This is a genomic window from Zoogloea sp., assembly GCF_017302315.1.
GTDB lineage: Bacteria > Pseudomonadota > Gammaproteobacteria > Burkholderiales > Rhodocyclaceae > Zoogloea.
Window position 1 is genome coordinate 1 of the sequence record NZ_JAFLDT010000097.1, and the last position, 13,463, is coordinate 13,463.

At 65.7% G+C, this 13,463-nt stretch carries 13 protein-coding genes and 1 riboswitch; of the genes, 9 read left to right on the forward strand and 4 right to left on the reverse strand.

The window, feature by feature from the left end:
- The 7 genes from J0L98_RS19130 to J0L98_RS19160 all read left to right on the forward strand — a co-directional run.
- Window positions 1-388: hypothetical protein (locus tag J0L98_RS19130; protein WP_296413525.1), on the forward strand; the 388-nt coding region annotated here is incomplete at its 5' end.
- A 104-nt stretch (window positions 389-492) separates the two neighbouring features.
- Window positions 493-1,467, forward strand: a complete 975-nt coding sequence (locus J0L98_RS19135) for a thiamine pyrophosphate-dependent dehydrogenase E1 component subunit alpha (RefSeq protein WP_296413527.1) — start codon at window positions 493-495, stop codon at window positions 1,465-1,467.
- Window positions 1,468-1,504: 37 nt separating this feature from the next.
- Entirely contained in the window at window positions 1,505-2,515 is a 1,011-nt protein-coding gene (locus J0L98_RS19140; RefSeq protein ID WP_296413528.1) for an alpha-ketoacid dehydrogenase subunit beta, read from the forward strand.
- Window positions 2,515-3,627: an acetoin dehydrogenase dihydrolipoyllysine-residue acetyltransferase subunit gene (locus J0L98_RS19145; protein ID WP_296413530.1), complete on the forward strand. Its 1,113-nt coding sequence runs from the start codon at window positions 2,515-2,517 to the stop codon at window positions 3,625-3,627. Before J0L98_RS19140 ends, J0L98_RS19145 begins: the two co-directional genes overlap by 1 nt.
- 183 nt (window positions 3,628-3,810) lie before the next feature.
- Complete coding sequence (lipA, locus tag J0L98_RS19150; protein WP_296413532.1) at window positions 3,811-4,779, forward strand: lipoyl synthase; 969 nt, start codon at window positions 3,811-3,813, stop codon at window positions 4,777-4,779.
- On the forward strand, window positions 4,776-5,018 hold the full coding sequence (gene thiS / locus J0L98_RS19155) for a sulfur carrier protein ThiS (RefSeq protein ID WP_296413533.1): 243 nt from the start codon (window positions 4,776-4,778) through the stop codon (window positions 5,016-5,018). The genes lipA and thiS overlap by 4 nt, the downstream gene beginning before the upstream one ends.
- Before the next feature lie 53 nt (window positions 5,019-5,071).
- Window positions 5,072-5,836, forward strand: a complete 765-nt coding sequence (locus tag J0L98_RS19160) for a thiazole synthase (protein WP_296413543.1) — start codon at window positions 5,072-5,074, stop codon at window positions 5,834-5,836.
- Between the two features lie 690 nt (window positions 5,837-6,526).
- On the opposite strand, the gene thiC is transcribed toward J0L98_RS19160, so the two are convergent.
- Window positions 6,527-8,443 carry a phosphomethylpyrimidine synthase ThiC gene (gene thiC, locus J0L98_RS19165; RefSeq protein WP_296413534.1) on the reverse strand — a complete coding sequence of 639 codons (1,917 nt, stop codon included), beginning with the start codon at window positions 8,441-8,443 and terminating at the stop codon, window positions 6,527-6,529.
- A 37-nt stretch (window positions 8,444-8,480) separates the two neighbouring features.
- A riboswitch (TPP riboswitch) is annotated at window positions 8,481-8,582 on the reverse strand.
- Between the two features lie 148 nt (window positions 8,583-8,730).
- On the opposite strand from thiC, the gene J0L98_RS19170 reads away from it, so the two are divergent.
- Window positions 8,731-10,203: a surface-adhesin E family protein gene (locus J0L98_RS19170; RefSeq protein ID WP_296413535.1), complete on the forward strand. Its 1,473-nt coding sequence runs from the start codon at window positions 8,731-8,733 to the stop codon at window positions 10,201-10,203.
- Window positions 10,204-10,371: 168 nt separating this feature from the next.
- On the opposite strand, the gene J0L98_RS19175 is transcribed toward J0L98_RS19170, so the two are convergent.
- On the reverse strand, window positions 10,372-11,247 hold the full coding sequence (locus J0L98_RS19175; RefSeq protein WP_296413537.1) for a LysR substrate-binding domain-containing protein: 876 nt from the start codon (window positions 11,245-11,247) through the stop codon (window positions 10,372-10,374).
- 98 nt (window positions 11,248-11,345) lie between these two features.
- Between J0L98_RS19175 and J0L98_RS19180 the strand changes: the two genes are divergently transcribed.
- Window positions 11,346-12,032, forward strand: a complete 687-nt coding sequence (locus tag J0L98_RS19180) for an NAD(P)H-dependent oxidoreductase (RefSeq protein WP_296413538.1) — start codon at window positions 11,346-11,348, stop codon at window positions 12,030-12,032.
- An 88-nt stretch (window positions 12,033-12,120) separates the two neighbouring features.
- On the opposite strand, the gene J0L98_RS19185 is transcribed toward J0L98_RS19180, so the two are convergent.
- A complete protein-coding gene (locus J0L98_RS19185; protein ID WP_296413540.1) occupies window positions 12,121-12,510 on the reverse strand; it encodes an Hpt domain-containing protein in 390 nt (129 codons plus the stop codon).
- An 82-nt stretch (window positions 12,511-12,592) separates the two neighbouring features.
- On the reverse strand, window positions 12,593-13,463 hold an 871-nt coding region (locus J0L98_RS19190; protein WP_296413542.1), incomplete at its 5' end, for a PLP-dependent aminotransferase family protein.

The following is a 13,463-nucleotide window of genomic DNA, read 5'->3' on the forward strand; positions in this document are numbered from 1 at the left end:
GGCCTTTGCCGGGCCGGATGGGATCGGCTTGTCCAGCGTCGTCGCGGGGGTGAGCCCGGTGGGCCGGCGCCAGCCGCAGGGGGCCTGGGTGCATTGCGGTGGCGAGGGGCATGGCGTGCTGGCCCCGATCGCCCCGGGCCTGGTGGTGCCGGTGCCGATCGCCGCATCCGGCCTGCTGCAGCCCGACCAGCCGGTGGCTTTGCGCAGCCGGCACGGCAGCGTGGCCCTCGACGGTGAGCGCGAGATCGAACTCGACGGCCGCCAGGCGGCCACCCTGACCCTCGAACTGGACGGCCCGCTGAGCCTCGATGTGCCGGCCACCCTGGATGCCGCGATCCGCCGTGGCGCCCTGCATCACCCCCCCGGTGCCGCCATGGGCCGACCTTGAATCCCGGGTGGCGAGGATCTCGCCACCCCTGACCCGATCCACGAACGGGCGCGCTCCGCCCGTTCCGGATGTACCCCCAGAAATCCAACAACCTGGAGACGACCGTGACCAAACCACTCACCCGCGAAGACCTGCTCAAGGCCTATCGCACCATGCGCACCATCCGCGAGTTCGAAGAGCGCCTGCACACCGATTTCGCCACTGGCGAGATTCCGGGCTTCGTGCACCTCTATGCCGGCGAGGAGGCGTCGGCCACCGGCGTGTGCATGAACCTCACCGCCGAAGACCACATCGCCAGCACCCACCGCGGCCACGGCCACTGCATCGCCAAGGGCGTCGACCCGGTGGGGATGATGGCCGAGATCTGGGGCCGCACCACCGGCACCTGCAAGGGCAAGGGCGGCTCGATGCACATCGCCGACCTGTCGGTGGGCATGCTCGGCGCCAACGGCATCGTCGGCGGCGGCGGCCCGCTGGTATGTGGCACCGCCCTGGCGGCCAAGCTGCGCGGCCAGCCTTATGTGAGTGTGTGCTTCTTCGGTGACGGCGCTTCCAACCAGGGCACCATCTTCGAAGCCATGAACCTGGCCTCGGTGTGGAACCTGCCGGTGATCTTCCTGGCCGAGAACAACGGCTATGCCGAAGCCACCTCCTCCAACTTCTCGGTGGCCTGCGACAACATCGCCGACCGTGCCTCGGCTTTCGGCATGCCCGGCATCACCGTGGATGGTTTCGACTTCTTCGCGGTGTATGAAGCCGCCGGCGCCGCCATCGAGCGTGCCCGCCAGGGCGGCGGTCCGTCCCTGGTGGAGGTGAAGCTTTCCCGCTACTACGGCCACTTCGAGGGTGACCAGCAGACCTACCGTGCCCCCGGTGAAGTCCAGAACATCCGTGACACCAAGGACTGCCTGCTGCAGTTTGCCCGCCGCGTCACCAGCAGCGGCCAGATCGCCCAGGCCGAGCTGGATGCCATCGACGCTGAGGTGAAAGCCCTGATCGATGGCTCGGTCGTCAAGGCCAAGTCCGACCCCAAGCCCACCGAAGCCGACCTGCTGACCGATGTGTACGTCAGCTACTGAACACGTCCGATACAGACAGAAATAGAGGAGACAGAAAATGGCACGAAAGATCACCTACCAGCAGGCCATCAACGAAGCCCTGGATCAGGAAATGAGCCGCGACCAGAACGTGATCGTGATGGGTGAGGACGTGGCCGGTGGCGCCGGTTCGCCCGGCGAGCAGGATGCCTGGGGCGGCGTGTTGGGCGTGACCCGCGGCCTGTACCACAAGCACCCGGGGCGGGTCATCGACACCCCGATCTCCGAATCCGGCTACGTGGGCGCCGCCATCGGCGCCGCCTGCTGCGGCATGCGCCCGGTGGCCGAGCTGATGTTCGTGGATTTCCTGGGCGTGTGTTTCGACCAGATCTTCAACCAGGCGGCCAAGTTCCGCTACATGTTCGGCGGCAAGGCCGAGACTCCGGTGGTGATCCGCGCCATGTATGGCGCCGGTTTCCGCGCCGCGGCCCAGCATTCCCAGTGCCTCTACAACATCTTCACCCATATTCCGGGCCTGAAGGTGGTGGTGCCCTCCAACCCCTACGACGCCAAGGGCCTGCTGATCCAGTCGATCCGCGACAACGACCCGGTGATCTTCCTGGAGCACAAGGCCCTGTACACCATGGAAGGCGAAGTGCCGGAAGAGAGCTACACCGTGCCCTTCGGCGAGGCTGCCGTGGTGCGTGAAGGCCATGACGTGACCATCGTTGCCATCGGCCGCATGGTGCAGAAGGCTCAGGAGGCTGCCGCCGACCTGCAGAAGCAGGGCATCCACTGCGAGATCATCGACCCGCGCACCACCTCGCCGCTGGACACCGACACCATCCTGGAAAGCGTCGAGAAGACCGGCCGGCTGGTGGTGGTCGACGAGTCCCATCCCCGCTGCAGCATGGCTTCCGACATCGCCGGCCTGGTCGCCGAGAACGCCTTCGGCAGCCTCAAGGCCCCGATCCGTCAGGTGACCGGCTATCACGCCCCCGTGCCCTTCAGCGATGCGCTGGAGGAGCTTTACATCCCCAGCGCGGCCAAGATCATCGCCGCTGCCAAGAGCGTCAAGGAGTACAAGTAATGTCCGAAATCCACACCATCACCATGCCCAAGTGGGGCCTTTCCATGCAGGAGGGGAAGGTCAACGGCTGGCTCAAGCAGGTGGGTGATGCCATCGAGAAGGGTCAGGAGATTGTCGAGGTGGAGAGCGAGAAGATCGCCGGCGCCGTCGAGGCCGGCGTCTCCGGCGTGCTGCGCCGGCAGCTGGCGGGCGAGGAGGATGTGCTGCCGGTGGGCGGCCTGCTCGGCGTGATTGCCGATGCCAGCGTCTCCGATGCCGACATCGATGCCTTTGTGGCCGATTTCCAGGCCAGCTTCAAGCCCGCCGAGGGCGACGCGGAAGACCAAGGGCCGACCCCCCAGAAGATCGAGGTCAATGGCCACAAACTGCGCTACTTGAAGCGCGGCGAGGGCGGTGAGCCGATGGTGCTGATCCACGGTTTCGGCGGCGATCTCAACAACTGGCTGTTCAACCACGAAGCCCTGGCCGCCGACCGGGAAGTGTATGCCCTCGATCTGCCCGGCCACGGCGAATCTACCAAGGACGTGGGGGAGGGCACCCTGGAGGCCCTCGCCGACACCGTGGCGGCCTTCATGGACGCAGTGGGCGTCGATGCTGCCCACCTGGTCGGCCACTCCATGGGCGGTGCCGTGTCCCTGACCGTGGCGACGCGTCACCCGAAGCGGGTGCGCTCCCTGAGCCTGATCGGCAGCGCCGGCCTGGGCGAGGAGATCAACACCGGCTACATCGAGGGCTTCGTTTCGGCGGCGAACCGCAATGCCCTCAAGCCGCTCCTCGGCGACCTGTTTGCCGACACCAGCCTGGTGACCCGCCAACTGGTGGACGACCTGCTCAAGTACAAGCGCCTGGAAGGTGTCGGCGCGGCCTTGGGCACCCTGTCCGGCAATCTCTTCGCCAATGGCCGCCAGAACAGCGTGATGGCTGACCGCCTGTCCGGCCTGGGCAAACCGGTGCTGGTCATCTGGGGCGAGGAAGACCGCATCATCCCGGTGGCCCACGCCCAGGCTGTCTCCGGCCGGGTTCAGGTAGAGGTCTTCGGCAACCGGGGGCATATGGTGCAGATGGAAGCCGCCAATGACGTGAACCGGGCCATTGCCCGCTTCGTCGGCTGAGCGCGGGCGAATAAATCTGCTGCGGCCCGACTTCGCCCCTGCGATGCTCCACCGTACGCTTGGTACGGCGGCGCTTCTCGGCGCGAAGTCGAACCGCTCGCTACGATTTCTTCACCCGCCCGTAGCGCCACGCTTCAGGGGCCGGCATGGCCGGCCCCGCACCCCCATCCCAAGGAGAGAGACATGTCCCACGCCCCCGGCAGCGCGCCGGTGAGCCTGCGCGGTGCCGACAAGCTGGCGCGAATCCCGGTCAAGGTGGACAGCCAGCGCGCCTCGCCCCCCAAGCCGCCCTGGCTGCGCGCCCGCGATCCGGGCACCGCGTCGGTGCTGGCCTTGCAGCAGATGCTGCGCGAGCAGGAGCTGCACACCGTCTGCGAGGAGGCCGATTGCCCCAACATCGGTGAGTGCTTTGCCCGCGGCACCGCCACCTTCATGATCATGGGCAGCATCTGCACCCGCCGCTGCCCCTACTGCGACGTGGCCCATGGCCGCCCTGCGCCCCTCGATGCGGACGAGCCGGCCCGTCTGGCCCGCACCGTGAAGGCCATGAAGCTGCGCTACGTGGTCGTTACTTCGGTGGACCGGGACGACCTGCGGGACGGTGGCGCAGGCCACTTTGCCGCCTGCATCGGAGCGATCCGTGGGGCCACACCGGCGGTGCAGATCGAGGTGCTGACCCCGGACTTCCGCGGCCGCGAAGACTGCGCCCTGGAGATCCTCGGTCAGGCCCTGCCAGATGTGTTCAACCACAATCTCGAAACCGTTTCACGTCTGTACCGGGCTGTGCGTCCCGGGGGCGACTACGCGGCCTCCCTGCGCCTGCTGGCCGATTTCAAGGCCCGCTACCCCGGGGTGCCCACCAAGTCCGGAATCATGCTGGGCCTGGGCGAGAGCGATGCCGAGCTGCTGGAGGCCATGAGCGATCTGCGTGCCCATGGCTGCGACATCCTGACCCTCGGCCAGTACCTGCGCCCCTCCCCGTCGCACTTGCCGGTGGAGCGCTACGTGACGCCGGAGGCCTTCGAGGCGTGGCGGGCGACAGCCCTGTCCCTGGGCTTTGTGGAAGTGGCGGCCGGCCCCCTGGTGCGCTCCTCCTACCGCGCCGATCAGCTCGCGGCCGGGAGCGGCCTGCTCGAAGGTGTATCGGCATGAGCGCCGCGTCAGGGCGCGCCCAGGCGGGATCGGTGACTTCGACGATCCAGCTCAACGGCGTGGCGCGGAGCATTCCGGCGTCCTGCCTCCTGGTGGAGTTGGTGGACGCATTGGGCTTTGCCGGCAAGCGCATTGCCGTGGAAGTGAACGGGCAGATCGTGCCCAAGAGCCACTACGGGCAGGTTCGCCTCGACGCGGACGACCGGGTGGAAATCGTCGTCGCTGTCGGAGGAGGTTGAGCATGGGAAAGATCGAACACGGCAGCGCCGCGCCGCTGGATACGCCCTTCGTGATGGGGGGCGAGACCTTCCGTTCGCGCCTGCTGGTGGGCACCGGCAAGTACCGGGACTTCACCCAGACCCGTGATGCCATCGAGGCTAGCGGGGCGCAGATCGTTACGGTGGCCATCCGCCGCACCAACATCGGCCAGGAGCCGGGGCAACCCAACCTGCTCGATGTGCTTGATCCGCACCGTTTCACCATCCTGCCGAATACGGCGGGCTGCTACTCCGCCGTGGAGGCGGTGCGCACCCTGCGCCTGGCGAGGGAACTGCTGGACGGGCATGACCTGGTCAAGCTGGAGGTGCTGGGCAGCAAGGAAACCCTCTTCCCGAACATGCCGGAAACCCTGAAGGCGGCTGAAGAACTGGTCAAGGACGGCTTCCGGGTGATGGTTTACTGCTCGGATGACCCGGTGCAAGCGCGCATGCTGGAAGACATAGGCTGCGTTGCCATCATGCCCCTGGCCAGTCTGATCGGCTCCGGCATGGGCATTCTCAACCCGTGGAATCTCAACATCATCATCAACGACGCCCGCGTGCCGGTGATCGTCGATGCCGGCGTGGGAACGGCCTCGGATGCGGCGATTGCCATGGAGTTGGGCTGTGATGGCGTGCTGATGAACACCGCCATCGCCGCGGCGGGCGACCCGGTGCGCATGGCGGTGGCGATGCGCCAGGGTGTGGAGGCCGGCCGCAACGCCTTCCTCGCCGGCCGCATGCCACGCCGGGGTTACCGGGCAGATCCGAGTTCGCCGATGGCGGGGCTGATGAGCTGAGCCGCGGGCGCGCGGGGGGGCGCTCCGGGGGCCGGCTTCCGTGGGGTCGAGTTCATCATTCGGCCTTTTGCCGGCGGAGTCTTTGCTGGGCGGATTTCCGGTATTGGGCGTGACGTTGGCCGGGTCTCGCCCCGGCGGGCGACCTTCTTCTTTGTTGTACGACAAAGAAGAAGGCAAGAAAACGTACCCCGCTGTCGCGCCCCCTTCGGGGGTTCCCTCCTTCCGGCAATGCCGGGCGGGGTCTTCGCAAACTCGCCCTTTGGGCTCAGACATGCGAAGCCCTCTTTCCGCCCGTCATCACCTCCAGTCGGCACGCCAGAGGGGAAAGTAAATGCAGCTGATCAACCGTCCGTTGCCCAGCCCTGTATCAGTAAAGGCTCGGTGTGTGTGAAAGCCCGTCTGAGCCGCCGAGCAGCGCAGCAACGGGCGGGGAAGTCCGGCGCGGCTGTTTGAGCCCGAAGGGCGAGTTCCGCGCCGGCCGCCCGTTGGGAGCAGCGCAGGGCAGTCGGCCGAAGGCCGACCGGTGAAGCCGGGTCGCCTTCTTTGCCTTCTTTCTTGGCGAAGCAAGAAAGAAGGTCGCCCGCCGGGGCGAGACCCGGCCAATGTCACGTCCAACACCGGAAATCCGCCCAGTAAAGCCTCACCCCCTAAGGCAAAGCGGGGCAAGGGCCCTCCGGCCCCCGCTCAGCCTCATACCTTCCGATAGATCTCCGCCCCCGCCTTCACAAACTCCACCGCCTTGGTCTCCATACCCTTCTGCAGCGCCTCGGCCTCGGCGATGCCCTGCTTGGCGGCGAAGTCGCGCACGTCCTGGGTGATCTTCATGGAACAGAAGTGCGGCCCGCACATGGAGCAGAAGTGGGCCACCTTGGCCGACTCCTTGGGCAGGGTCTCGTCGTGGAAGCTCTTGGCCTTGTCCGGGTCCAGGCCCAGGTTGAACTGGTCGTCCCAGCGGAACTCGTAGCGGGCTTTGGAGAGGGCGTTGTCGCGGATCTGCGCCCCCGGGTGGCCCTTGGCCAGGTCGGCGGCGTGGGCGGCCAGCTTGTAGGTGATGATGCCTTCCTTCACATCATTCTTGTCCGGCAGCCCCAGGTGCTCCTTGGGGGTCACGTAGCACAGCATGGCGGTGCCGTACCAGCCGATCATGGCCGCGCCGATGCCGCTGGTGATGTGGTCGTAGCCCGGCGCGATGTCGGTGGTGAGCGGTCCGAGGGTGTAGAAGGGGGCCTCCTTGCAGTGCTTCAACTGCAGGTCCATGTTCTCCTTGATCATGTGCATCGGCACATGACCCGGCCCCTCGATGATGGTCTGCACATCGTGCTTCCAGGCAATGTCGGTGAGCTCGCCGAGGGTCTCCAGCTCACCCAGCTGGGCCTCGTCGTTGGCATCGTAGATCGAGCCCGGGCGGAGCCCGTCGCCCAGACTGAAGGCCACATCGTAGGCCTTCATGATCTCGCAGATCTCCTCGAAGTTCGTGTAGAGGAAGCTCTCCTTGTGGTGGGCCAGACACCACTTGGCCATGATCGAACCGCCGCGACTGACGATGCCCGTCATGCGGTTGGCGGTCATGGGGATATAGCGCAGGAGCACCCCGGCGTGGATGGTGAAGTAGTCCACGCCCTGTTCCGCCTGCTCGATCAGCGTATCGCGGAAGATCTCCCAGGTCAGCTCCTCGGCCTTGCCGTCCACCTTCTCCAGGGCCTGGTAGATGGGCACGGTGCCGATGGGCACGGGAGAGTTGCGGATGATCCACTCGCGGGTTTCATGGATGTTCTTGCCGGTGGACAGATCCATCACCGTATCGCCGCCCCAGCGGGTGGCCCAGGTCATCTTGTCCACTTCCTCGTTGATGGAGGAGCCCAGGGCCGAGTTGCCGATGTTGGCGTTGATCTTCACCAGGAAGTTGCGGCCGATGATCATCGGCTCACTCTCGGGGTGATTGATGTTGTTGGGGATGATGGCGCGGCCGCGGGCCACTTCGGAGCGGACGAACTCCGGCGTGATCTCGGCGGGGATGGCGGCCCCGAAGTCCTGGCCCTTGTGCTGACGGCCGAGCAGGGCGGCCATCTTCTCGCCCATGGGCCCGGTGGCGCGCAGGCTCTCCAGGTAGGCGGCGCGATTGACGTTCTCGCGGATGGCGACGAACTCCATCTCGGGGGTGATGATCCCCTGGCGGGCGTAGTGCATCTGGGAGACGTTCTTACCCGGCAGCGCCCGGCGGGGCTTGCGGTGCAGGCCGGGGAAGCGCAGTTCATCGAGCTTGGGGTCGGCGGCGCGGGCGCGGCCGAACTCGCTGCTCAGGTCGGGCAGCACCTCGGTGTCGCCGCGTTCCTCGATCCAGCGCTGGCGCAGGGCCGGCAGGCCGGAGCGGATGTCGATGCGGGCGGCGGGGTCGGTGTAGGGGCCGGAGCAGTCGTAGACGAAGATCGGGGGGTTCTTCTCGCCGCCGAAGCCGGTGGGGGTGTCGGCCTGGGAGACCTCGCGCATGGGGACGCGGATGTCGGGGCGGGAGCCTTCGATGTAGATCTTGCGGGAGTTGGGCAGCGGGGCAACGGCGGCTTCGTCCACGTGGGCCGAGGCTGCGAGAAATTTGTCGGTGGCGTTCATGAAGGCTCCTTGGGGAGGGCCGCCAGCGGATGGAAAGGCGGCAGGAGCCACGTTTCCCTACGCCGGCATGACCCGGATCAGGTTCGGAGGGTAAGTCTCAGCCGGGCGGTTGCACGCCTCGGCACCCCTAACGTATGGCCCGGAAAGTACTGGAAGAGGGCGGTAAATGCAAGATTTGGCGGGTTTTTTCGTGAATCGGGTGGAATCTCTAAAGCTTTCGGTCCCGGCCGCCGAAATAGGGTGCATCTGGCCCAGACGGGCCTCGCATCTTTCCCGGAGAAGCAAACATGCGCTTTCGCATGCATCCCCTCGCTGCCCTGCTGATATTTTCCAGTGCTTCGTCTGCCCTGGCTGCTGACTGGCAGATGATCGCTTCCGACAAGAAGCGCACCATCGAGCTTGACCGGGCCAGCATCCTCCAGTCCGACCCGGGCACCAAGGTGGCCTGGGGGCGCATCGTATTGGCTGAGTCCGAGGCCGAGACGGCGGGCTACACCACGGTCAAGGCCCTCAATCGCTACGACTGCCGCAACCAGACTTTCGCCACCATCAAGCGGGTCTATCTGGATGCCGACTCGGCCGTTGTGAAGGACGAGAAGGTCAAGGTCGAAAAGGACATGCCGGTGGCCGCCGGCAGCGTGGACGAGAAGCTGTGGCGGGACGTGTGCAAGCCTGCAGGTGGAGGGGCGAAGGACATCTCTCAGCTAGCCGCGAATGCTTCCAAGGCTGCGCAGGCAGCCCAGGGCGGCGGCAAGCAGGATCTGCGGGTGGCCGACTACCGCCCGGCCAAGGGAGCCGAGAAACCTGCCGTGACCCGGGTGTCTGAAGGCAAGGGTGACCACGGTGCCGAGCCGTCCATCCCCATCAAGAAGAACTTCATCGACAAGCCCGCGCCACCCCCCAAGGCCGAGCCGGTGCCCGAGAAGCCGGCCCATGCGGAGGCGCCGCCCCCGGAGGTGCGTCGCGTTCCTGCCTATGTGCCGCCGCGTCCGCGGCCCCGGGTGGTGCGTTCTCCGGTCATGCAGGGTGAGGCCCATGCAGCCCATGGTCACGGCGCGCCCGGCACGCCTTTGGCCCACCATGAGATCCACTGGAGCTACGAAGGGGAGGGCGCTCCCGCCAATTGGGGTACCCTGAAACCGGAATGGCAGCTATGCAATGTGGGCGAGCGACAGTCGCCGATCGACATCCGCGATGGTATCAAGGTGGATCTGGAGCCGATCCGCTTCGACTATCGGCCGTCCAACTTCCGCATCGTCGACAACGGCCACACCATCCAGGTGAATCTGGGGCCGGGCAATACGATGGCAGTGATGGGGCGCATGTACGATCTGGTTCAGTTCCATTTCCATCGCCCGTCGGAAGAGCGCATCAACGGCAAGGGCTTTGACATGGTGGTGCACCTGGTGCACAAGGATCTGGATGGCCGCCTGGCGGTGGTGGCAGTCTTGCTGGAGCGCGGACAGGCTCATCCAGTGATGCAGACCTTGTGGAACAACCTGCCGCTGGAGAAGAACGTGGATTACTCGCCGGAGGGCGTGGCCATTGATGTCAACCAGTTGTTGCCCGAGAGCCGCAGCTACTACACCTACATGGGTTCTCTCACCACACCGCCGTGCAGCGAGGGTGTGATGTGGATGGTGATGAAGCAGCCGGCCCAGGTGTCGGCGGAGCAGATTGCGATCTTCTCCCGGTTGTACCCCATGAATGCCCGGCCCGTGCAGTCGATCCGCGGGCGCCTGATCAAGGAATCGCGCTGACGCGCAGTGGTGACCACGCGGGAAAAGGGCCGGTCTGAGGATCGGCCCTTTTTATTTGAGCCTGGCGGTTGCGTTCTGCTTCAGATGAATGCCCCGCAGCAAGGGGCTTGCGGCGGGTCTGGAGGTGCCTGATGAACTGCCGGGCGGCCCCCTTGCCGCTGACGCCAGTCAAACGAATTGCATCAGCCAGCGCTCCACTGTCGAAACCGCCTCGGAGGATTGCCGTCGGGCGGGCTTCAGTATGTGGTAGGCCATACCGTCGAGCACGGGCTCGGAGACTATGCGCAACAGCCCCAGGCGCAGCTCTTCTTCGATCAGCAGCAGGCTCAATAGGGCGACACCCTGGCCTGCGACGGCGGCCTGGATGGCGTGGCTTTCCTCTGAGTACCGGATGCCGGGGGAAAACTCTTCGGGCGCGCGGCCAGTCTTGCGAGCCCAGGCGGCCCAGGTCAGGTCTACGGGTTGCGGGCGGTGCCAGTCGAAATGGATCCGTGGCCATTGGGATGCATCGAGGCGCGTTGTCGTCTCCAGCCCCGGGCTGGCGACGGGGGCGAAGTGGTCTTCCCGCCACAGGCGGGCAATGACCTCAGGGTACATGCCGTGCCCGTACCTGATCGCCAGATCAGCGGTGCCGGCGTTGAGGTCGACCGGGGCGTTGGAGGCATGGACGTGCAGATCGATGTCCGGGTGAGCGGTCTGGAACGCGGCCAGCCTGGGTACCAGCCACTTGGTGGCAAAGGCTGGCGTGACCGATAGCGTCACCGGGGCGCGTGGTGGCCGGCGCACTTGTTCGACAGCTTCGGCGATCATCTGGAAGCCGCTGCTCGTCGCCGAAAGCAAGGTCTGGCCATCGGGTGTCAGTTCTACCGCACGGACCTTGCGCACGAACAACGGACGTTCGATGTATTCCTCCAGCACCCGGATGCGGTGGCTGATTGCTGTGGCAGTGACGGAGAGTTCTTCTGCAGCCTGCTTGAAGCTGAGCAGACGGGCTGCTGCTTCGAAGGCACGCAAGGCGCTGAGAGAGGGAAGTCGGGTGGTCATGGATGAATGATCTCATGTCATTCATTGGGTGAGTATTGATCGTTTGTAAGCTGTTTTTAATGGGTTGAGACTGGGCTCTGCATGATTTTATTTCACCCATGGAGCTCTTCGGCATGACCACGCTATTGCATATTGACGCCAGCGCCCGCCCTGGCAGTTCAGACACGACAGCCTATGGATCACACACGCGTCGGCTCACCGCGCGCTTTGTCCGGCAATGGGTGGCTACCCAGCCCGGCGCGAAGGTGATCTACCGAGATGTGGGCATGGAGCCCCCGCCGCCCGTCTCCGGTCGGTGGATCCATGCCGCTTTCACGCCCGAGCCTGCGCGTGAGGCATGGATGAAGGAGGTGTTGCGTGTCAGCGACATGTTGGTGGGCGAGCTGCTCGAGGCAGACCTCATCGTTGCCGGCGTACCGATGTACAACTTCGGTCCGCCGGCACAGTTCAAGGCTTACATCGACAACATTGTCCGTGTGGGGCGTACGTTCGGGTTTGACCGCAGCCGTGCTGGGGATCCCTACTGGCCGCTGCTGGCGGATGCCGGCAAGCGCCTGGTGATCCTCTCGTCGAGGGGCGATCACGGATATGCAGAGGGGCAGCGCCTGTCGGACCGCAACCATGTGGAGGCATCGGTGCGGACAGCCTTTGCCTACATCGGTGTGACGGACACGCACAGCCTTGCCGTCGAGTATGACGAGTTCGGCGATAGGCGGCTGGCTGATTCGATCAGTCAAGCCGAAGCTGCGGTGGACGAATTGGTGGTGGCGCTGATACGACCTTGATGCTTGTGGACGCTGAGCCCGTTTTCCTGGCGACGTCGTCTTCTGATCGTTTGGCCGTGGACCTTGTTCGTGGTCCACGGCAGGGGGCTCAGCCCTGTACGCGCGCTTCCAGTTCGGCGATGAGCCGGTGCAGGAGGGCGGCGAGCCGGGCTGCCAGGGGCCGGCACTGGGGGTCGGAGATGCGGGCGGCCTGGTCGGTGGCCGCAGCAAGGGCCTGTACCTCGAAAGCCTTGAGGGAACCGGCCGTGCCCTTGATGCTGTGGGCGAGGAAGGCGATGTCGGCGTATTCACCGTCGCCGGCGGCGAGCTCGTGCAGGCGCTCGGCGCTGGTCCGGTAGTTCTTCACGGCCTTTTCGGCCAGGCCGGTGACGAAACGCGTCTTGCCACGGAACTGGGTTTCGAGGCCAGGCCAGTCGACCAGCGGTTCGGACAGTGGACTTGTTGCCCCGCGTGGAGCGGGCAGTGTCTGTTCGATCACGATGATGCTCCTCAAGGCTGGCACGTTGAAAGGGCGTCCTCCGGACGCGAGTTTTCTATTAACGGGCCTGTCTCGCAGATCTTTAAGCCTGTCTGAACTGGGGGTGTGACATGTTTGGCACTTCGGCCGCGGCGGCGAGGGCTTCATCGAGAAAACGCTCGAAGCGCGGGTGGGCGCAGAAGCCCACGTTGAAGCGCAGGAAGCCCGAGGGCTGGTTCTGGGGGCGGAAGACGTTGCCCGGGGCGAGCAGGATGTCCTCCCGGGCCGCCCGGCGGGCCAGCTCGGAGCTGTCGGCAATGCCGGGGATGCGCGCCCAGATGAAGGGGCCGCCGGCGGGCTCCGGATCGGGCTGCAGCCCGACCCGTTCGAGCATGCGCAGGGTTTGGCCCGTGGCTTCGGCGAGACGGCCCTTCAGCCGGTCCACCAGCTTGCGGTAGTGGCCGTCGGTGAGTAGCTGGTGGATAAGCTGTTCGGAGATCTCTGCGGAGGACAGCATCGAGACGATCTTGACGTCGGTGAACAGGTGGGCGAGATCAGGGCGGCAGGCCAGGTAGCCGACGCGCAGGTTGCCCGAGATGGTCTTGGAGAAGCTGCCGGTGTAGATCACCCGGGAGAGCTGGTCGAGGCTGGCCAGGCGGGTGGCGGCGTCTGGGGCGATGTCGCCGTAGATGTCGTCCTCCACCACCATGAAGTCGTGTTTCTCGGCCAGTTGCAGCACGCGAAAGGCGTTGGCCGGCGAAAGGTTGCAGCCGGTGGGGTTGTGCAGCACCGAGTGGGTGAAGAACAGGCGCGGCTGGTGGTGGGTGAGGATCTCTTCGAGTGCCTTCACGTCCGGGCCCTCGGGGGTGCGTGGCACGCCCAGCAGCGCCACGCCGTATAGGCGCAGGTTGCCGAAAAGGTTCCAGTAGCCCGGGTCATCCACCAGCACGCAGTCGCCGGGTTTCACGAAGTAG